The sequence below is a fragment of the Streptomyces sp. NPDC040410 genome (genome assembly GCF_055595715.1).
On sequence record NZ_JBVIVK010000002.1, the window covers coordinates 524,891 to 544,289 of the forward strand.

Sequence of the window (19,399 nt, forward strand, 5' to 3'; positions counted from 1 at the left end):
CGGAGGCTCAATGCTGCCCGGGAAACCGCAGGTACTGCGGCGGTACGGCCTTCGTCAGCCACACGCCGTTCGCGCTCACGTGGAAGACGTGCCCGTCGCGGTGCATGGCGCCCGCGTCCACTGACAGCACGACGGGACGGCCCCGGCGGGCTCCGACGCGGGTCGCGGTGGTGCGGTCGGCCGAGAGGTGCACGTCGTGTCTGTTCATGGGCCGCAGGCCCTCGGCGCGGATCGCGTCCAGGGAGCGGGCCACGGTCCCGTGGTAGAGGTACGGCGGCGGGGTCGCCGGGGGGAGCCCGAGGTCGACCTCGACGGTGTGGCCCTGGCTGGCGCGGATCCGGGTGCCCTCGACGGCGAAACGCCGCTTGTCGTTGGCGGCGACCACGTGGTTCAGCTCGTAGCGCGTGAACCGGAATCCGTGCGCGGCGGCCGCTGCGATCAGTACGTCGATCTCGACCCAGCCGCCCGCGTCCAGCGTCAGCCCGATCCGCTCCGGCTGGTGACGCAGATGCTTCGAGAGGTACTTCGACACCTTCACGGTGCGTCTTTCATCCATCCTCTCAGCCTGCCTGGGGAGACGTGAATCACGCGAATGATTTTGCTCCCGATGTTTGGTCCACAACCAAGTGCTGTTATCCACAGGGGGAATTGGCGGTTCTGTGGACAACCACCCTGCAGCGCAAGGCCGTTCGCCAACATCGCTTGGTTGCAGGGTCATTTGAGCCAGTACGGTCCAAAGTCCGTGCCAAGGACGCAAGTTGGGTGACGAGTCGTGAACCGCCGGAAGTTCAGCGGTAATTTGCGGTCTCGACTACCAACTCGTATGCCCGCCAGACGGGACAGGAGGCGGGCGCCGTGGGTCTCGGGTGTGACCGGTGCGACGGTCTCGTCCCGTGCGACGGCTCGCAGAATCACGTAAGCGACCTTTTCCGGACCGCAGTTGCGCAGCGGGCTCAGCCGCGTGGCCCGCTTCCGGCGCCGCTTCTCCTCCTCCGCGTCGACGCCCGCGAAGCGTGTGGCTGAGGTGATTCCGGGGTCGACAATTCCGGGGCATATCGCCTTCATACCGATTCCCCGGCCCGCGAGTTCGGCGCGCAGGCACTCGCTCAGCATCAGTCGGCCGCCTTGGAAGTGCTGTAGGCGGACAGTGACTTGGACGGCTGGTACGCCGCCGCCGCGATGTTGACGATGTGGCCCCCCTGCCCGCGCTCGGCCATCCGTCCGCCGACGTGAAAGCGGTCCACCAGCCGTGCGGCCACCTCCGACCACACCTCCTTGCTGTCCGGGTAACCGTGCACGAGCAGGACCGTCGGCTGTGCCGGGTCTCCCGGCTCGGCCACGCACAGCTCGACCCCGCCGGTCCGCACCCAGCGCTCCCTCATGCCACCGCCCTCACTGTCCGCAACGATCAAGCTACTTGTCCGTAACCTGACAGTGGCGAAGTGGCAGTTGTTGGAGGATGCGTCAACAGGACGGCCCCGGCTGTGGAAAACCATGCCGGTGTGGAAAATCAGGGGCCTTTGTTCGACCTCAGGGGGACCCTTAGGGACCCGTACGCCTGGAGTCTGACTCCGAGACGGCTCTCCGGTCTGACGACGGGAGTGGTCCGCGTCACTACCGTCGTGGATGTGACTGTGATCGCGACCGAAAGCCTGAGCAAGCGGTTCCCCCGGGTGACCGCGCTTGACCGGCTCTCCGTGGACGTCGGGCCCGGTGTGACCGGACTCGTCGGAGCCAACGGAGCCGGCAAGTCCACACTGATCAAGATCCTGCTGGGTCTGTCCCCCGCCACCGAGGGCCGCGCCGAAGTGCTCGGACTCGATGTCGCCGCCCCGTCGTCGGGCCGCGCCATCCGCGAGCGGGTCGGCTACATGCCGGAACACGACTGCCTGCCGCCCGACGTCTCGGCCACCGAGTTCGTCGTCCACATGGCCCGCATGTCCGGCCTCCCGCCGACCGCCGCGCGCGAGCGCACCGCGGACACGCTGCGCCACGTCGGCCTGTACGAGGAGCGCTACCGCCCCATCGGCGGCTACTCGACCGGCATGAAGCAGCGCGTGAAGCTCGCCCAGGCCCTCGTCCACGACCCGCAGCTGGTCTTCCTGGACGAACCGACCAACGGCCTCGACCCGGTCGGCCGCGACGAGATGCTCGGCCTGATCCGCCGCATCCACACCGACTTCGGCATCTCGGTCCTCGTCACCTCGCACCTGCTCGGCGAACTGGAGCGCACCTGCGACCACGTCGTCGTCATCGACGGCGGCAAGCTCCTGCGCTCCAGCTCCACCACCGACTTCACCCAAACCACCACGACCCTCGCGATCGAGGTCACCGACACCGACGCGCACCCGGACGGCACCCGCGCGGCGCGCGACGCGCTCCACGCGCGCGGGATCGAGGTGCACGACGGCGGCGGCCTGCCCGGCGCCGGCCACATCCTGCTGCTCACCGCGCAGGGCGAGGAGACCTACGACGTCGTACGTGACGTGGTCGCCGACCTCGGACTGGGCCTGGTCCGCATGGAGCAGCGCCGGCACCACATCTCGGAGGTCTTCAAGGACAGCGACGAGCAGCAGCGGAAGGAGGCGGTCGGCCATGGCGGTTGAGCAGCCCCTGCACACACCGGTCTCACCGTCGGGCGATCAGACCCGCATCCACGACATCGGCTACCGCGGCTACGACGGCCCGCGCCTGGGCCGCTCCTACGCCACCCGCTCGCTGTACTCGCAGTCCCTGCGCGGCGCCTACGGCCTCGGCCGCTCGGTGAAGTCCAAGGTGCTGCCGATGCTGCTGTTCGTGGTGATGTGCGTGCCCGCCGCCATCATGGTCGCCGTCGCCGTCGCCACCAAGGCGAAGGAACTCCCCCTCGACTACACGCGCTACGCGATCGTCATGCAGGCCGTCATCAGCCTGTACGTCGCCTCGCAGGCCCCCCAGTCCGTCTCGCGGGACCTGCGCTTCAAGACCGTACCGCTGTACTTCTCGCGGCCCATCGAGACCGCCGACTACGTGCGCGCCAAGTACGCGGCGCTGGCCTCGGCGATGTTCGTCCTCACGGCCGCTCCGCTGCTCGTGCTCTATGTGGGCGCACTGCTGGCCAAGCTCGACTTCGCCGGCCAGACCGAGGGATTCGCGCAGGGACTCGTCTCCGTGGCACTGCTCTCACTGCTCTTCGCCGGCCTCGGCCTGGTCATAGCGTCGGTCACGCCGCGCCGCGGCTTCGGTATCGCGGCCGTGATCGCCGTACTGACCATCTCCTACGGGGCGGTCTCCACGCTGCAGGCCATCGCCGATGCGCAGGGCAGCGCCGGAGCCATCGCCTGGATCGGCCTGTTCTCGCCCGTCACGCTCATCGACGGGGTGCAGTCCGCGTTCCTCGGCGCGAGCTCGGCGTTCCCCGGCGGCGTCGGACCCACGAACGGTGAGGGAGCGGTGTACGTCCTCGTCACCCTGGGCCTCATCGCCGCCGCATACGGACTCCTGATGCGCCGCTACCGAAAGGTCGGACTGTGACCACGCTCAACATCGACCACGTATCGCGCTGGTTCGGCAACGTGGTCGCCGTCAACGACATCACCATGACGATCGGCCCCGGCGTCACCGGCCTCCTCGGCCCCAACGGCGCCGGAAAGTCCACCCTCATCAACATGATGGGCGGCTTCCTCGCCCCCTCCACCGGCACCGTCACCCTCGACGGGCAGCAGGTGTGGCGCAACGAGAACATCTACAGACACATCGGCATCGTCCCCGAGCGTGAGGCGATGTACGACTTCCTCACCGGACGCGAATTCGTCGTCGCCAACGCCGAGTTGCACGGTCTGGGCGCCAAGGCCGCCCAGAAGGCACTGGCCACGGTCGAGATGGAGTACGCGCAGGACCGGAAGATCGCCACCTACTCCAAGGGTATGCGGCAGCGTGTGAAGATGGCGTCCGCGCTGGTCCACGCCCCGTCGCTGCTGCTGCTCGACGAGCCCTTCAACGGCATGGACCCGCGTCAGCGCATGCAGCTCATGGATCTGCTGCGACGCATGGGAGACGAGGGCCGCACGGTGCTGTTCTCGTCCCACATCCTCGAAGAGGTCGAGCAACTCGCCCGGCACATCGAGGTCGTTGTCGCGGGCAGGCACGCGGCCAGCGGCGACTTCCGCAGAATCCGCCGCCTGATGACCGACCGTCCGCACCGCTACCTGGTGCGCTCCAGCGACGACCGCGCGCTCGCGGCCGCGCTGATCGCCGACCCGTCGACCTCCGGCATCGAAGTCGACCTGGCGGAGGGCGCGCTGCGCATCCAGGCCGTCGACTTCGGCCGTTTCACGGCCCTGCTGCCGAGGGTCGCCAAGGACCACGGCATCCGGCTGCTCACGGTCTCGCCGTCCGACGAGTCCCTCGAGTCCGTCTTCTCGTATCTCGTCGCCGCGTAGGAGGCCGAAGATGTACGACCCCACAGTCGCCCGGCTCACCTACCGGGCCCTGCTCGGCCGTCGCCGGGCCCTCATCCTGGGCGCGCTGCCCCTGTTGCTGATCGCCATCGCCGTGGTGGTGCGCGGCCTGGCCGGAGCCGACGACCAGACGGCGTCGGACCTGCTGGGCGGGCTGGCGCTCGCCACGATGGTGCCGATCATCGGCGTCATCGCAGGCACGGGCGCGATCGGACCGGAGATCGACGACGGCTCCGTGGTGTACCTGCTCTCCAAGCCGCTGAAGCGGCCGACGATCATCTTCACCAAACTGATCGTCGCGATCGGCGTGACGATGGTGTTCTCGGCGTTGCCGACGCTGATCGCCGGGTTCATCCTCAACGGCAACGGCCAGCAGATCGCCGTCGCCTACACGGTGGCGGCGCTGGTCTCCTCCATCGCGTACGCGGCGCTCTTCCTCCTGCTGGGCACGGTGTCCCGGCACGCGGTGGTCTTCGGGCTGGTCTACGCACTCGTCTGGGAAGCCCTGTTCGGCTCCTTGGTGCCGGGGGCGCGCACGCTGAGCGTCCAGCAGTGGTCGCTGGCCGTCGCCCACAAGGTCGCGGGCGGTGACCTGGTGACCTCGGACGTCGGGCTGACGACCGCGACGGTCCTGCTGGCCGCGGTCACCGTGCTGGCCACCTGGTACGCCGGGCAGAAGCTGCGGTCGCTGACGCTGGCGGGCGAGGAGTAAGCGGCCGGATCTTGACGGGGGCTTCACCTCTGTCCGGCCACACTGGGCAGTCGGGATGCACGAGGACGCACGAGGACGCACGGGGACACACGGCTGAGAGGAACGGGGATGGCAGGCGAGATACCGGAGAGCGACGGTCGCGGGCGGACCGGGGACGTGTGGGACGAACTCGTCCTGGACGAGGACTTCGTCCGGTCCGCCGAGACCGCCGAGCCGTCCGCGCGGGCCCGGATGCTCGCCGCGCGCTGGCGTGCCGAGGAGCCCGTACCGCAGCCGTGGCGTTCCGACGAGCCGCCCGCCGGGTGGTTCTTCAGCAAGGCGCGTCGGCGCAGGTGGCGCCGCCGTTAGCGACGTGCGGCCGCCCGTAAATCAGTGGCGGCCAACTCGTCGTACAGGCACAGTGGTTGTGTCCACGACGCCGGATCGCACCGGCGCCCACGTTCGGGGAGAGGAGCTGGGCGATGTCCCTGCACGACAGTACGCCGAGCTCCCTTCAGGGCAGCCCGCGGCGGACTCCGGAGTAGTTACCCCTCCGTCGAGCCCGCCCCGCACGGGGAGCTGCCCGGGCGGCCGCTTCGAGCACGCGAATCAGTTCGCGTGGGCCGCCTTCCCGGAGGATTGGCCGAGTGGTAAGGCACCGGCTTGCTAAGCCGCGGTCGGGGTTCTCCCCGCGCACGTTCGATCCGTGCATCCTCCGCAAGACCGAAGCGTCCCCGCCGAGCGGGAACTTCGGCGCTCAGCCCAGCAACCGCTCCAGCACCACAGCGATCCCGTCCTCCTCGTTGGAGGACGTCACCTCGTCCGCGACCGCCTTCAGTTCCTCGTGGGCGTTGGCCATGGCCACGCCCCGGGACGCCCAGGCGAACATCGGGATGTCGTTGGGCATGTCGCCGAAGGCGATCGTGTCCGCCGCCTTCAGCCCCAGACGGCGAGCAGCCAAGGACAGTCCCGTCGCCTTGGACAGGCCGAGGGGGAGGAGCTCGACGATGCCCTCGCCCGCCATGGTGACGGTGACGAAGCCGCCGGCGGCCCGTGTGGCGACCTCGGCGAGCTCGTCGTCCGTGAGCGTCGCGTGCTGGATGTAGAGCTTGTTCAGCGGCGCGGTCCACAGGTCGGACGCGTCCGTGAACGGGGTCGCCGGGAGTGTGCCCGTGACCGCGTAACCGGGCCCGACCAGCACCTCGCCGTCCAGACCGTCCCGGCTCGCCGCGAGGAACAGCGGGCCGGTTTCCGCCTCGATCTTGGCGAGCGCGACACCGGCCAGCTGCCGGTCCAGGGTCACCGACGTCAGCAGACGGTGCTCTCCGGCGTCGTACACCTGCGCGCCCTGGCCGCAGACCGCGAGGCCCCGGTAGCCGAGGTCGTCGAGGATGTGCCGGGTCCACGGGACGGCGCGCCCCGTCACGACGATGTGCGCGGCGCCCGCCGCGGTGGCCGCGGCGAGCGCCTCACGGGTGCGCCGCGAGAGCGACTCGTCGGAGCGCAGGAGTGTTCCGTCCAGGTCGGTGGCGACGAGTCCGAAAGGGAAACCCGAGCTCACTTGGCGACCGGCTCCAGCACCTCACGCCCGCCCAGGTACGGTCGCAGCACCTCGGGCACGCGCACGGAGCCGTCGGCCTGCTGGTGGTTCTCCAGGATCGCCACGATGGTGCGCGGTACGGCGCACAGCGTGCCGTTCAGCGTGGCCAGCGGCTGCACCTTCTTGCCGTCGCGCATGCGGACGGACAGCCGGCGCGCCTGGAAGCCGTCGCAGTTGGAGGCCGAGGTCAGCTCGCGGTACTTGCCCTGGGTCGGGATCCACGCCTCGCAGTCGTACTTGCGCGACGCCGACGCGCCCAGGTCGCCCGTGGCCACGTCGATGACCTGGAAGGGCAGCTCCAGGCCGGTCAGCCACTGCTTCTCCCACTCCAGGAGCCGCTTGTGCTCCTGCTCGGCGTCCTCCGGAGCGACGTACGAGAACATCTCGACCTTGTCGAACTGGTGCACGCGGAAGATGCCCCGCGTGTCCTTGCCGTAGGTGCCGGCCTCGCGGCGGAAGCACGGCGAGAAGCCCGCGTAACGCAGCGGCAGCCGGTCGGCGTCGAGGATCTCGTCCATGTGGTACGCCGCGAGCGGGACCTCGGAGGTGCCGACCAGGTAGTAGTCGTCCTTCTCCAGGTGGTAGACGTTCTCCGCGGCCTGGCCGAGGAAACCGGTGCCCTCCATGGCACGTGGGCGGACCAGCGCCGGGGTGAGCATCGGGATGAAGCCCGCCTCGGTGGCCTGCGCGATCGCCGCGTTGACGAGCGCCAGTTCGAGGAGGGCGCCGACGCCCGTCAGGTAGTAGAAGCGGGAGCCGGACACCTTGGCGCCGCGCTCGACGTCGATGGCGCCCAGCGCCTCGCCGAGTTCCAGGTGGTCCTTGGGCTCGAAGCCCTCGGCGCCGAAGTCGCGGATGGTGCCGTGCGTCTCCAGGACGACGAAGTCCTCCTCGCCGCCCACGGGGACGTCGGGGTGCACCAGGTTGCCGAGCTGGAGCAGGAGGCGCTTGGTCTCCTCGTCCGCCTCGGTCTGCTCGGCATCGGCCGCCTTGACGCCGGCGGCCAGTCGGCCGGCCTTCTTCAGCAGCTCGGCCTTCTCGTCACCCGAGGCCCTGGGGATGAGCTTGCCGAGCGCCTTCTGCTCGGAACGCAACTCGTCGAAGCGGACGCCGGACGACCTGCGCCGCTCGTCGGCAGACAGGAGAGCGTCGACGAGTGCGACGTCCTCTCCACGGGCGCGCTGCGACGCACGCACACGGTCGGGGTCCTCACGGAGCAGGCGAAGGTCAATCACGCGCTCAAGGCTACCGGTGCGGGGTGACGGCCCACGACTCACTATTCCCAACAGTGGCTTACGTTCTGTTATGGGTTAAATGCCTGGAGTGTTCACAGTGTCAATAAAGCGTGTCTCACTCCCTGGAACGGGGCAGGCGGAACGCGTCCGGTTGACTCGAATTCCTTGTGGGGAACGGGACTTGGGGCCCGGGTTGTCCACAGGGGTCTGCACCATCCGGAGAGTTATCCACAGGCTGTGCGGAAGATCTGTGGACTTCGGAAATGATCATTCCGTGCTAGGTGTCCAAGGCGAGGAATTCCTGTCCCGAACGCGCTGAGCACCCACTTTCGGATGGAAATGCGTCGCCCCAAAGGATTGAACGAAGGAAACGGGTGGACGAAGAGTGACCCAAGGGACTGTGGACGAGTTGGGGACCTCTGGAGCGATTTGTCGACCGGACAGCACCTAGTTGTCGACTTGTCCCCAGGTCGAGAAGCGCCGGGAGGTCAACCTGTGGACAACGCCTGTGGATAACTGCCCCCCGCAGGTAGGAGTGGCTGGAAGCCGCTAGAAACGTCCGTCCTGGCACCGCGCCACCCAGTCCGCCGCCGCCACGAACTCCTCGTCCGAGGTTCCGGGCGGCACGGCGCGCACCCCGTCCGTGCCCACGTCCGCACGCGGGTACGAGCCGAGGAACCGCACCTGGAGGCAGATCCGCTTGAGGCCCGTCAGCGCCTCGGCGACCCGGCGGTCGGAGATGTGGCCCTCGGCGTCGATGCAGAAGCAGTAGTTGCCGATGCCGGCGCCGGTGGGCCGGGACTGCAGCAGCATCAGGTTGATGCCCCGGGTGGCGAACTCGCCGAGGAGGTCGCGCAGCCCGCCGGGGTGGTCGTCGCGCTGCCACAGCACGACGGACGTCTTGTCCGCGCCGGTCGGCGCCGCTGGCCGGGCGGGCCGGCCGACCAGCACGAACCGTGTCTGGGCGTTCTCCGCGTCGTGGATGCCGGTCTCCAGGGCCTCAAGGCCGTAGCGGGCGGCGGCGAACTCGCCCGCGAAGGCCGCGTCGTACCGGCCTTCCTGGACCAGGCGGGCGCCGTCCGCGTTCGAGGCGGCCGACTCCCAGACCGCGTCCGGGAGGTTCGCCTTGAGCCAGTTGCGCACCTGCGGCTGGGCGGCCGGGTGGGCCGTGACCGTCTTGATCTCCGACAGCTTCGTGCCGGGCCTGACCAGCAGCGCGAAGGTGATCGACAGCAGCACCTCGCGGTAGATCATCAGCGGCGCGCCCGCGACCAGCTCGTCGAGGGTGGTCGTGATCCCGCCCTCGACGGAGTTCTCGATCGGCACGAACGCGGCCTCGGCCTCGCCTGCCCGCACCGCGTCGAGCGCGGACTGCACGGACACGTAGGGGATCAGCTGCCGGGTGGCCGCCTCCGGCAGCGTGCGCAGGGCGACTTCGGTGAATGTGCCCTCAGGGCCGAGATACGCATAGCTCGCTGGCATGACCTCACCCTAATGGGCCCACGGAATCGGGGCCCACGCGTCTCACGAGAGCCCCTCATGCGAGTGACTCTCACCCCTCCAGCAACCGCTGCCCCACGTACTCGCCCTCGGCTGCCCCGCCCGGCACCGCGAACAGACCGCTCGCCTCGTGCCGGACGTACTGCGAGAGCGCGTCGCCCCGGTCGAGCTTGCGCTGGACGGGAACGAAGCCGCGCAGGGGGTCGGCCTGCCAGCAGATGAAGAGGAGGCCCGCGTCGGGGACTCCGTCGTTGTCGATGCCGTCGTGATAGGAGAACGGGCGGCGGAGCATCGCCGCGCCGCCGTTCTGGTCGGGGCGCGTGATGCGGGCGTGGGCGTCGACCGGGACCACGAGGTTGCCCTTGGCGTCCGTCTTCTCCAGGTCCATCTCGGTGGTCTCGGTGCCGCCGGACAGCGCCGCCCCGTCGGCCTTGCGGCGCCCGATGACGTTCTCCTGGGCCGTCGTCGAGAGCTTCTCCCAGTCGTCGAGAAGCATGCGGATGCGGCGTACGACGGCGTAGGAGCCGTTCGCCATCCACGCCGGGTCGGCCGAACCCGAGGCCGGGACGAAGATCCGCTCGTCGAAGTCGGCGTCGGCCGGCTTCGGATTGCGGGTGCCGTCCAGCTGGCCCATGAGGTTGCGGGCCGTCATGGGATGCGCGGTGGCGCCGGGCGAGCGGTTGAAGCCGTTCATCTGCCAGCGGACGCGGGCCGCGCCGCCGGCGTCCTTCTGGATCGCGCGCAGGGCGTGGAAGGCGACCAGCGCGTCGTTGGCGCCGATCTGCGCCCACAGGTCGCCGTTGCTGCGCGTCTTGTCGAGGTGGTCGGAGGAGAAGTCGGGCAGCGGGTCGAGGGAGTCCGGGCGCTGCTTCTCCAGGCCGGTCCGGGAGAAGAAGCTGTGGCCGAAGCCGAACGTGATGGTCAGTGAGGAGGGGCCGGAGTCCCGGGCGACACCGGTGTCGTCGTGCGCGGTCGCCTCGCCGGCCATCAGCCGCCGGGCCGTTTCCGACCAGCGGCGCAGCAGGGCGGCCGCCTCCTTGCGGCCGGCGCCGGCCGCAAGGTCGAAGGCGACGAGGTGGCCGCGAGCCTGGAGGCCCTCGGTGATCCCGGGCTGATGTTTCCCGTGAAACATCACCTGGCCGGAGCCCACCGAGGTGAGCGGCGTGGCCTCGGCGGGCTGGGCGGCGTATCCCGCCGCCCCGCCGGCCGCGCCGAGCACGAGCCCGGTGGCACCGGCGGTGCTCAGCAGCCTGCGCCGCGAGAGTCCCTCCGCGGAGGGGGCCTGTGCGGAAACGCCTTCCCGAGGGGGCGTCTCGGAGGTCCGGACCTCCGGAATGGACTGGTCAGCCATGGTGCGTTCAGCCGATCTGCGCGTTCTTGGAGACGGTCGCCTGGTCGATGTCGGAGGTCCGCACGGTCACAGCGATCTTCCAGTCGCCGGCCATGGGGATCTGCACTCCGCTCGCCGACCAGTGTCCGGTGGTGATGCGGTCGGGGACGACGGGGAGCGGCCCGATCTTCTTGGCGTCGAGGGTGAAGGCGACCTTCACCTCCGGGACGTCGAAGGCGCGCCCGTTGGGCCGCTGGACGTAGACGTGCATCTCGTTGCCGCCCACGCGCGCGGGGTCGAAGTCGACCGTGACGACGCCCTTGCCGTCCTCGCCGCCCGTGTCGAAGGACATGTCGAGGGTCAGCGCTGACGAGGTGGATGAGCTCGAAGAGCTCGCAGAGGAGGACGAGGAGGTGGCCGCCCTGGCCTCCTGCTCCGTGCGTCCGGGTTCGGTCTGGGTGAGCACGGTGGTGACGGCGAGCAGGACGACGGCGACGCCCGCCTCGGCGAGCACCGAGCGGCGCAGCCCGAACCGGTTCGGATCGGCGTCACGCAGCCTCTTCTGCCGTGCCGCGTCCACGGCGGCCTTCTGCCGGGCGAGCTGGGCGGCCCGCTTGGAGTCCGCTGCGCCTGCACCGGCGCTGACGTGCTCCTTCTCCCGGTCCTTCGTAGCCTTGCCGGCCGCAGCGGGCACGGTCTGCGCCAGCCGGGCCGTCCACCGCCGCGAGATCCAGGCCATGCCGACGAGCAGTGCCACGAGCCCGATCTTGACGAGCAGTAGCTGTCCGTACCTCGTGTCGGTGAACGCCGACCAGGAGCCGAGCTGGCGCCACGACTGGTAGACACCGGTGACGACCAGCGCGACGACGCTGCCGAAGGCGACGGCCGAGAAGCGGCGTACGGCGGCCGTGTCGACCGGTGTCTGCTCGGGGGCCCGGTAGAGCGCGACCAAAAGGGCGGCGAGTCCGCCGAGCCAGGCGGCGACGGCCAGCAGATGGACGACGTCGACGGGCATCGCGATGCCCGGCTGGAGGCCGGTGGAGGCGTGTTCGGCCATCGCCCAGCTCGCGGCGAGTCCGGCGGCCACTACGGTTCCGCCGATCGCGAGCCCGAACGTCAGGTCCCGCTTCTCCTCGTCCTCCCGCTTGTCGTAGGCGCCGAAGAGCACGGCGATGAACAGGGCACCGGCGGCGAGCAGCAGCAGCCTGGACACCAGGGCCGCGCCGGTCTTGGTCTGGAGCACCTGTCCGAGCAGGCTCAGGTCGAAGACGTCACCGATCTTTCCGGTGCCGGTGTAGGAGCCGCGCAGGAGCAGCAGCAACAGCGTGGCGGCGGTGAGCGTGACCCAGCCGGAGACGATGAGCCGCTGCAGGGGCCGTACGCCGGAGCCGCGCTGCCAGCAGGCGAGGACGAAGGCGGCGCCGCCGACGAGGACGATGAAGCCGGCATACGACATGTACCGCCCGAAGCCGTACAGCCGGCCCACGACCCCGCCGCCGGCGGTCTGTGCGGGCACCGACACGGACGTGGCGGAGGGGGCGCCGACGGAGAAGGTGAAGGCGCCGGCGACGGGATGGCTGTCCGCCGACACCACCTGGTAGGTGACGGTGTACGTGCCGTCGGGCAGGCCGCTGTGCAGTTTCACGGCGTACGTCGTCCCGCTCACGTTGAACGGCTTTCCGGCGTCGACGCGCTCGCCCTTGGGGTCGAGGACGCGCAGCGAGTCGTCGGACGTGGCTACCTTCTCGGAGAAGGTGAGCGAGACCTCGGTGGGTGCCTTGTCGACCACCACCCCCTGCTGGGGGTCGCTGCCGGTCAGCGCGGCGTGCGCGGAGGCCGGCGAGGCGCCGGCGAGGAGCAGGCCGGTCGCGGCCAGGAGCAGCAGCACGAGGGTCCGCACGCGGGGGGCGATGGTCCGGTTCAAGGTCCCCTCCCTCAGTGCCCGGTCTTCGGGGTGTAGGTCGCCGGCTTCACCGGCATCCTGACGACGACCGGGTCGGACTCTGCGAAGTGCAGCTCTACGGAGACCGTCTGGCCCTGCTTCGGTTGGCGCTTCAGCTTCTCGAACATCAGGTGGTTGCCACCGCTTTCGAACACGAGTTGACCGTGGGCGGGCACGGCGAGGTTCTGGGCCTCTTCCATGGTGCCGCCGGTCGTCTTGTGAACGGTGACCTCGCCCGCGACGTCGCTGGTGACCGAGGTCAGCTCGTCCTTCGTGCCGCTGTCGTTGACGATCGTCAGGAAGCCGGCGGCCATGGAGTCGGAGACGGGCTGCGGCATGTAGGCGGAGTCGACGGAGATGGCGGCCTTGGTGTCAGCGGCGTCGGGGTCGTCCGAGCCGCAGCCCGCGATGGCCAGGGCCCCGGCCATCGCCACCACCGGAAGCACGGTCCGCCTCATGGGTTCTCCCCCCTGATGATCTTGGGGAGGTCCTTGGTGTACTCGTCGACGGTGGTGTCCTCGCCGTAGAGGAGGTAGCCCCCCTCGGTCTTCGGGGAGAAGGCCACGACCTGGGTGCCGTGCACGGAGACGAGCTTGCCGTTCTTGTCCTTGTGCGTCGGCTCGATGGAGATGCCGAGGGTGCGGGCGCCGGCCTGGATGGTGGCGAAGTCGCCGGTCAGGCCGACGATCTCGCTGTCGATGCCCTTCAGCCACTTGCCGAGCTCGGCGGGGGTGTCCCGCGCCGGGTCGGTGGTCACGAACACGATGCGCAGCCGGTCCTGCGCGGACCTGGGCAGCTGCTTCTTGGCGACGGCGAGGTTGTTCATCGTCAGCGGGCAGATGTCGGGGCAGTGCGTGTAGCCGAAGTAGACGAGTGTGGGCTTGCCCGCGGTCTCCTTGCGGAGGTCGTACTTCTTGCCCCGGGTGTCGGTGAGGACGAGGTCCGGCTTTTCGAACGGCCGGTCGAGGACGGTGGCGGCCTTGCCCGAGGCGGACTCCTCGGAGACCACGGCGACGGGCGGGTTGCTGTCGTCGCCGCTGCCGCAGGCGGAGAGGGTGAGAGTGGCGGCGGCGAGGAGCGCGGCCGCGGCGAACGTCTTCTTGCGCATAGAAAAATGTCCCAGATGTGTTGGCTACGGCCCGAGCCGGGGTCGTACGACCCGTCGAATGAGAAGTCGACGAGGCTGTGCGACCCCGTGCGCGCGCCGCGGTCGAGCGGGCCTCAGGCGTCGGTGCGCCGACGGCCGGCGAGCACCCCGTACGCCACACCCACCAGGCCGACGACGATGCCCACCACGCCGAGGACGCGGGCGGTGGTGTCGCTGCTGTCGGCGGAGTCGGAGGTGTCGGCGGCGGTGTTCTCGGCGGCCTTGGCGTCGTCCTCGGCCTCCTCGGCCGTCGAGCCGTGGGAGTGCTCGTCCTCGGAGGCGGCGGACAGCGCGAGCACCGGGGCCGGGTTCTCGGGCTCTTCCTGGCCGTCCTCCTGCACCTCGATCCAGCGCACGACCTCCTTGTCGGAGTACGTCTGGAGGGCCTTGAAGACCAGTTCGTCGGTGTCCTCGGGCAGCGTGCCGACGGAGACCGGGAACTTCTGGAAGTAGCCGGGCTCGATGCCCTTGCCGGTGGCGGTCCAGGTGATCTTGGAGACGGCCTCGTCGATCTTCTCGCCGTGCAGCTCGATCGGCTTGTCCAGCTCGGACTTGGTGACCTTGATGTCCCAGCCGTCGATCGGCTGCGGCATCGCGGAGGCCAGCGGGTGGTCGGCCGGGAAGTTGACCTCGAGCTTGGTGGTCGAGGCGTTGTCGCGCTCGTTGGGGACCTTGAAGTCGACGACCGCGTAGCCGCCCTTGGCGGCCGTGCCCTCGGGCTGCACGGAGACGTGGGCGAGAGCGGGCGAGGACAGGACGACGACGGTGGCGGCGGCGACGGCGCCGGCGGCGGCGAGGCGAGAAGCCTTCATGGAGAGCACTCCGCTTTGAGTTGTGAGAGAGATTCCGGTGATGAAGAGGGGTACGCGCGCGCAGGCGTCACCGATCACGCACAGGCGATCGCGGTCAGGCGATCACGGGCTACCGATCACGGCATGTGCACGCGCGTCCTGCCGCACGACGGCGGCCCTCTCCAGGCGGATCCGCGTGGAGTGCCGGCCGTGTCAGGCGGCGAGGACGAGTGCGGCGGCGGGCGGTGGTCCGCGCCTGATCACCGTGTCCTGGAGTGCGGTGGTGCGGGGCCGTGGTGGCGCGAGCAGAGCGGTGCGCTGGAAGCGCGGAGCGGGCTCCTGTGCGCCGGGGAGGCCGGCACGCAGGGCGCGCACCAGCGCGAGCGCCCCGCGCAGGGATCGTACGAGCGCTTCCTCGGCGACCGAATGTGCCGAGTGCGCCGACAGTTCGACGAGCCGCAGCAGGGCCATGTCCCCTCGCCGCAGCAGCCATCCGGCGGCGAGTGCCGCGAGGAGGTGGCCGAGCAGCATCGTCGGGGAGGGCAGCAGCGGCATGGAGGAGCCCGCGGAGGTGGACAGGGCGTCCGCCGGGTGGTGGTGCATGGAGCCATGGCCCGTGCCCGTGCCCGTGCCCGGAAGGATCCGTGCGTCGGCGAGGATGCGGTAGGCCCGTGCCGGGCTGATCGCCGCCGCGGTGGTCCCGCACACCAGCCGCGCCGCCTGTTCGACGAGTGCGGCGTCGGACATCGGGGAAAGGGAGCCGGAACCCGCGGAGCTCATGGAGTTCATCGAGCTCATGGACACCGCACCGGACGCCGTGGCCGCCGTGCCCTGCTGGCCCAGACCGAACAGGGTGTGCAGCACGGTCTGTCCGAGCGCGAGCAGCGCCGCGGTCCCGGGCAGCGAGCGCGCCCGTCCGGTGAGCGGCGCCACGACCAGGACGGCCCCCAGGAATCCCGCGCCCAGCGTCCACAGCGGAACGGAGGCGCAGGAGGCGAGGGTATGACCGGCCGCGGCCAGCACGACACAGACCGCGGCGAACACCGCGGCCCGCAGGACCCGGAGATCGCTTCCGGAACGCGCCGTGCGTGGGTGGGGGGCAGTCATGGCGGGCTCATCATCGCACCGGCGCCATCGGCGCCGTACGGCAGGTCCACAAGATGCCGTACGACCGGAAGGACACCCTCTGGTACCAGTCGCCCCACATACACCTGTGAGTGTTCTCGGCGCATCCACCATATGGGCGGCATCACGTCAACCGTGTGCTTATACCCGTGCACGGGCGGCAATACGTAACGGTATGTCGAGCCGCGGCCGGGAGGCTGGAGCATGAGCATCTGGTGGTCCCTCCATCTCCGGCGTGAAGCTGCGAGCGTGCCGCTCGCCCGGCGCCTGCTGCTCGGCACCATGGAGACGGCGGGCGTCGACCCCGACGTCTCGTACGATCTGTCCGTCGCTCTCAGCGAGGCCTGTGCGAACGCCGTCGAACACGGGGGGAACGCCGGGCACGGCGGATCCTCGGAGGCGTACCGCGTCACCGCCTACCTCGACGGCGAGATGTGCCGCATCGAAGTCGCCGACTCGGGCCCCGGTTTCGCCCGCCCCCAGGCCGTGCGCCGCGCGCCCGGCGAGGCCGAGCACGGCCGCGGGCTGTGTCTCATCGAGGAGCTCGCCGACCACGTCCACTTCGGCAGCGAGCCGGGCCGGGGCGGCGCGGTGGTGAGCTTCGACAAGATCCTCAAGTGGAGGGAAGACGCGCCTCTGGTGGCTGTGTAGGGCGCCCGCCGGCTCCGTAGTCGAGCCGCCTCGCGGTCTCCACCAGCGACGTCAGAGGGTCGCGCTGCGTGATGCGCGCGCCCAAGCGCGTGCCCCAGCCCCGTTCTTGGCGCAGGCGGGCGAGCCATGCCTTGATCGCGGGCGGGCGACGGCGCGGTGCGCCACCGTAAAACGCCATGGTGCGCCACCCCTTCCGGTGCGCAGAAATATCTACCAGCATGGCAATCCGAATCGGGTCAGATCGCCGGAAATTCGCACATTCTTGCGCTCCGTCCTCGGGTGCGCCTTGGTGGCGCGAGGCCGTCGGGCGCGAAGGAGAGCCATGGGAAGACAGACCAGACAGGCCGTGGAGTGGCTCGCCGCCGCCGCGACCGACCCGCGGAGCTGCAAACGGCAGTGGCACGGCGAGTCCGGGATCGCGGTGCTTGCCTGCGGGCGGTTCTGGGACGTCCTGAGCGTGCCGGAAGACCTCGGCAGGCCGACCCTCGAGGCTCTGTTGTGCATTCCGGAGGCGCCCGGCCCGGTGCTGGTCGACACCGCGGCCCGCCGGGTGGCCTTCTTCCTCCCACCGGATCCCGAGGGCCGTTGGATCGGCACCGGCATCCGGTATGCCGGCCAGGGCGCGTGGATCGCGGTGCCCGCACCGCATCGGGCCGCGGGACGTCTGTGCTGGCTGGTCCCGCCCGACGGCACCGGCGCGCTGTTCGGTCCCGCCGCCGTGGAACTGGCCCTGCAACTGGCGCTGGGGCGACTTGCCGAGCACGCCGGCGCGAGGCGACGCTGCCCGACGTGCGGGGAGTCGGCCGCGCGGCCCCGCATCCGCGGCGGCGGCCGGCCCGGCTGAGGCGGCGCAGACCAGGAGAGCGGGCTCATCCGTGCCAGTACCGGCTGATCACGGCGGGGCTGACGGAGGTGAGGAGGGTCCACTGCGGGTCCCGCGCACCCGGGAGCGTCCGGCCGCCGGCCCGCCACTGCCGGACGAGAGCGGCGTAGATGGGCGGGTCCGCCTGGGACGGCCTGATGAGTTCGCCGTACGACGCCTGCTGGTCCTCGCTGTCCAGGAGGAGCCGCCCGGTGGTGGGGCTGCAATCCATGTACGTGCAACGCGACCGCGCACGCCGGTGGTACGCCCTTTCCCTGACATGGCCCCAACGGATGAGGCCGCGTCCCCCGTCCGGGGCCATGTGTTCATCGGACTGGATGACAGTGCCGGAGCGCCGGATTTCAGCTTGCTCAGCATTCTCAGCCTGCGCACAGAGTAAATGGCTCTGTCAGCCGCCCGTCCCGCACGGCGTCACGCAGGGCTCGCTCAAGCCCGGCGCGACGCCCTTCCCCGGCGTCGGCCTCCAGACGCAGGTCCACCCCAACGCCCCCAGGGGCGCGGGACTGTGACATGTGCGGCTCCGCCGCGTGGGCGCGATCGGGCACGAACGACCCGCAGACGCGCGGTTAGCTCGCCGCCCCCTGGAGCCGCGCCATCCACGCCTCGACCTCGTCGGACCGCCGCGGCAGCCCGTCGGACAGGTTCCTGTTGCCGTCCTCGGTCACGAGGATGTCGTCCTCGATGCGCACCCCGATCCCCCGGTACTCCTGCGGCACCGTCAGGTCGTCGGCCTGGAAGTACAGCCCCGGCTCGACGGTCAGCACCATGCCGGGCTCCAGGACACCGTCCACATACGTCTCCACCCGCGCGGCAGCGCAGTCGTGAACGTCCATGCCGAGCATGTGACCCGTGCCGTGCAGCGTCCACCGGCGCTGCAGCCCGAGCTCCAGGACCCGCTCCACCGGCCCCTCGACGAGCCCCCACTCGACGAGCCTCTCGGCCAGCACCCGCTGCGCGGCATCGTGGAAGTCGCGGTACTTCGCACCCGGCCGCACGGCCGCGATCCCGGCCTCCTGGGCGTCGTACACGGCGTCGTAGATCTTCTTCTGGATCTCGCCGTACGTGCCGTTGACCGGCAGTGTGCGCGTGACGTCGGCGGTGTAGAGCGTGTGCGTCTCCACGCCGGCGTCGAGCAGCAGCAGGTCCCCGGAGCGCACGGGACCGTCGTTGCGCACCCAGTGCAGCGTGCAGGCGTGCGGGCCGGCCGCGCAGATGGAGCCGTAGCCGACGTCGTTGCCCTCCACGCGCGCGCGGAGGAAGAACGTGCCCTCGATGTAGCGCTCGCTGGTCGCCTCGGCCTTGTCGAGGACCTTGACCACGTCCTCGAAGCCGCGGACCGTCGAGTCGACGGCCTTCTGCAGCTCGCCGATCTCGAACTCGTCCTTGACCAGCCGGGCTTCGGAGAGGAAGACGCGCAGTTCCTCGTCGCGCTCGGCGGTGACCTTGTCCGTGAGGGCCGCCTCGATGCCGGCGTCGTGACCGCGCATGACGCGCACCGGACCCGTCGCCTCGCGCAGCCTGTCGGCCAGCTCGCGCACATCTGCGGCCGGGATGCCGTACAGCGCCTCGGACTCGGTGAGCGAGTGGCGGCGGCCGACCCACAACTCGCCCTGGCCGGACAGCCAGAACTCACCGTTCTCGCGGTCGGAGCGGGGCAGCAGGTAGATCGTCGCCTCGTGGCCTTCGGCGCTGGGCTCCAGGACCAGGACACCGTCCTCGGTCTGGTTGCCCGTGAGGTACGCGTACTCGACCGACGCCCGGAAGGGGTACTCGGTGTCGTTCGAGCGGGTCTTCAGGTTGCCCGCGGGGATCACCAGACGCTCGCCCGGGAAGCGCGCGGACAGCGCGGCACGGCGGGCGGCGGTCTCGGCCGCCTGGGGGACCGGCCGCAGGTCGCGCAGCTCCGTGTCGGCCCAGCCGGACTGCATGTTCTCGGCCAGCTCGTCGGACACGCCCGGGTACAGGCCGTTCTTGCGCTGCTTGATCGGCTCTTCGCTCTCTTCCGGGGTCTCCGGGGTGAGCTCCTCGGCCACGGTCATCCTCCTCGGTACGGCACTGGACCCCC

19 protein-coding genes, 1 tRNA gene and 1 pseudogene are annotated in these 19,399 nt (G+C 70.2%); 8 read left to right on the plus strand and 13 right to left on the minus strand.

The annotated features are described in order from the left end of the window. Positions 1-7: 7 nt before the first annotated feature. Both ACZ562_RS06425 and ACZ562_RS06430 read right to left on the minus strand, forming a co-directional pair. On the minus strand, positions 8-556 hold the full coding sequence (locus tag ACZ562_RS06425; protein WP_471174489.1) for an RNA 2'-phosphotransferase: 549 nt from the start codon (positions 554-556) through the stop codon (positions 8-10). A gap of 272 nt (positions 557-828) precedes the next feature. Further along, a pseudogene (locus ACZ562_RS06430) lies at positions 829-1,226 on the minus strand (SDR family NAD(P)-dependent oxidoreductase); the annotation flags it as partial. Positions 1,227-1,634: 408 nt separating this feature from the next. Between ACZ562_RS06430 and ACZ562_RS06435 the strand changes: the two are divergent. The 6 genes from ACZ562_RS06435 to ACZ562_RS06460 all read left to right on the plus strand — a co-directional run bounded on the left by ACZ562_RS06435 (position 1,635) and on the right by ACZ562_RS06460 (position 5,848). Further along, positions 1,635-2,606 carry an ABC transporter ATP-binding protein gene (locus ACZ562_RS06435; RefSeq protein WP_471174803.1) on the plus strand — a complete coding sequence of 324 codons (972 nt, stop codon included), beginning with the start codon at positions 1,635-1,637 and terminating at the stop codon, positions 2,604-2,606. Continuing rightward, a complete protein-coding gene (locus tag ACZ562_RS06440; protein WP_471174490.1) occupies positions 2,596-3,513 on the plus strand; it encodes an ABC transporter permease in 918 nt (305 codons plus the stop codon). Before ACZ562_RS06435 ends, ACZ562_RS06440 begins: the two co-directional genes overlap by 11 nt. Beyond that, positions 3,510-4,421: an ABC transporter ATP-binding protein gene (locus ACZ562_RS06445; protein ID WP_471174491.1), complete on the plus strand. Its 912-nt coding sequence runs from the start codon at positions 3,510-3,512 to the stop codon at positions 4,419-4,421. The genes ACZ562_RS06440 and ACZ562_RS06445 overlap by 4 nt, the downstream gene beginning before the upstream one ends. A gap of 10 nt (positions 4,422-4,431) precedes the next feature. Further along, positions 4,432-5,151, plus strand: coding sequence for an ABC transporter permease subunit (locus ACZ562_RS06450; RefSeq protein ID WP_471174492.1), 720 nt, complete (start codon positions 4,432-4,434; stop codon positions 5,149-5,151). Between the two features lie 108 nt (positions 5,152-5,259). Continuing rightward, complete coding sequence (locus ACZ562_RS06455; RefSeq protein ID WP_471174493.1) at positions 5,260-5,499, plus strand: SGM_3592 family protein; 240 nt, start codon at positions 5,260-5,262, stop codon at positions 5,497-5,499. 264 nt (positions 5,500-5,763) lie between these two features. Next, a tRNA-Ser gene (locus ACZ562_RS06460) sits at positions 5,764-5,848 on the plus strand. Between the two features lie 39 nt (positions 5,849-5,887). On the opposite strand, the gene ACZ562_RS06465 is transcribed toward ACZ562_RS06460, so the two are convergent. From ACZ562_RS06465 to ACZ562_RS06505, 9 genes are all read right to left on the minus strand, one after another. Further along, on the minus strand, positions 5,888-6,691 hold the full coding sequence (locus tag ACZ562_RS06465) for an HAD family hydrolase (protein WP_471174495.1): 804 nt from the start codon (positions 6,689-6,691) through the stop codon (positions 5,888-5,890). Beyond that, positions 6,688-7,965 (minus strand): serine--tRNA ligase, encoded by a 1,278-nt coding sequence (serS, locus tag ACZ562_RS06470; protein ID WP_471174497.1) that lies wholly within the window; start codon positions 7,963-7,965, stop codon positions 6,688-6,690. Before serS ends, ACZ562_RS06465 begins: the two co-directional genes overlap by 4 nt. Positions 7,966-8,514: 549 nt before the next feature. Continuing rightward, entirely contained in the window at positions 8,515-9,447 is a 933-nt protein-coding gene (pheA, locus tag ACZ562_RS06475; RefSeq protein WP_471174499.1) for a prephenate dehydratase, read from the minus strand. Between the two features lie 70 nt (positions 9,448-9,517). After that, on the minus strand, positions 9,518-10,816 hold the full coding sequence (gene efeB / locus ACZ562_RS06480; protein WP_471174501.1) for an iron uptake transporter deferrochelatase/peroxidase subunit: 1,299 nt from the start codon (positions 10,814-10,816) through the stop codon (positions 9,518-9,520). 7 nt (positions 10,817-10,823) lie between these two features. Further along, the gene (locus tag ACZ562_RS06485) at positions 10,824-12,719 is read right to left on the minus strand and encodes a copper resistance CopC/CopD family protein (RefSeq protein WP_471174503.1); all 1,896 of its coding nucleotides are present in this window, start codon (positions 12,717-12,719) and stop codon (positions 10,824-10,826) included. Between the two features lie 11 nt (positions 12,720-12,730). Further along, on the minus strand, positions 12,731-13,195 hold the full coding sequence (locus ACZ562_RS06490) for a copper chaperone PCu(A)C (protein WP_471174505.1): 465 nt from the start codon (positions 13,193-13,195) through the stop codon (positions 12,731-12,733). Continuing rightward, positions 13,192-13,845: an SCO family protein gene (locus ACZ562_RS06495; protein WP_471174507.1), complete on the minus strand. Its 654-nt coding sequence runs from the start codon at positions 13,843-13,845 to the stop codon at positions 13,192-13,194. Before ACZ562_RS06495 ends, ACZ562_RS06490 begins: the two co-directional genes overlap by 4 nt. A 113-nt stretch (positions 13,846-13,958) precedes the next feature. After that, positions 13,959-14,696, minus strand: a complete 738-nt coding sequence (locus ACZ562_RS06500) for a YcnI family copper-binding membrane protein (RefSeq protein ID WP_471174509.1) — start codon at positions 14,694-14,696, stop codon at positions 13,959-13,961. Positions 14,697-14,888: 192 nt separating this feature from the next. Further along, positions 14,889-15,782, minus strand: coding sequence for a hypothetical protein (locus ACZ562_RS06505; protein WP_471174511.1), 894 nt, complete (start codon positions 15,780-15,782; stop codon positions 14,889-14,891). A 222-nt stretch (positions 15,783-16,004) separates the two neighbouring features. Here ACZ562_RS06505 and ACZ562_RS06510 point away from each other — a divergent pair, with 222 nt between their 5' ends. Beyond that, positions 16,005-16,451 carry an ATP-binding protein gene (locus ACZ562_RS06510; RefSeq protein WP_471174513.1) on the plus strand — a complete coding sequence of 149 codons (447 nt, stop codon included), beginning with the start codon at positions 16,005-16,007 and terminating at the stop codon, positions 16,449-16,451. Between the two features lie 322 nt (positions 16,452-16,773). Further along, a complete protein-coding gene (locus ACZ562_RS06515; protein ID WP_471174515.1) occupies positions 16,774-17,295 on the plus strand; it encodes a hypothetical protein in 522 nt (173 codons plus the stop codon). A gap of 25 nt (positions 17,296-17,320) precedes the next feature. Here the strand turns inward: ACZ562_RS06515 and ACZ562_RS06520 are convergent, their stop codons facing one another. Together ACZ562_RS06520 and ACZ562_RS06525 are read right to left on the minus strand one after the other, a co-directional pair. Then, entirely contained in the window at positions 17,321-17,545 is a 225-nt protein-coding gene (locus ACZ562_RS06520; RefSeq protein WP_471174517.1) for a hypothetical protein, read from the minus strand. 355 nt (positions 17,546-17,900) lie between these two features. Next, entirely contained in the window at positions 17,901-19,367 is a 1,467-nt protein-coding gene (locus tag ACZ562_RS06525; protein ID WP_471174519.1) for an aminopeptidase P family protein, read from the minus strand. Positions 19,368-19,399 lie beyond the last annotated feature (32 nt).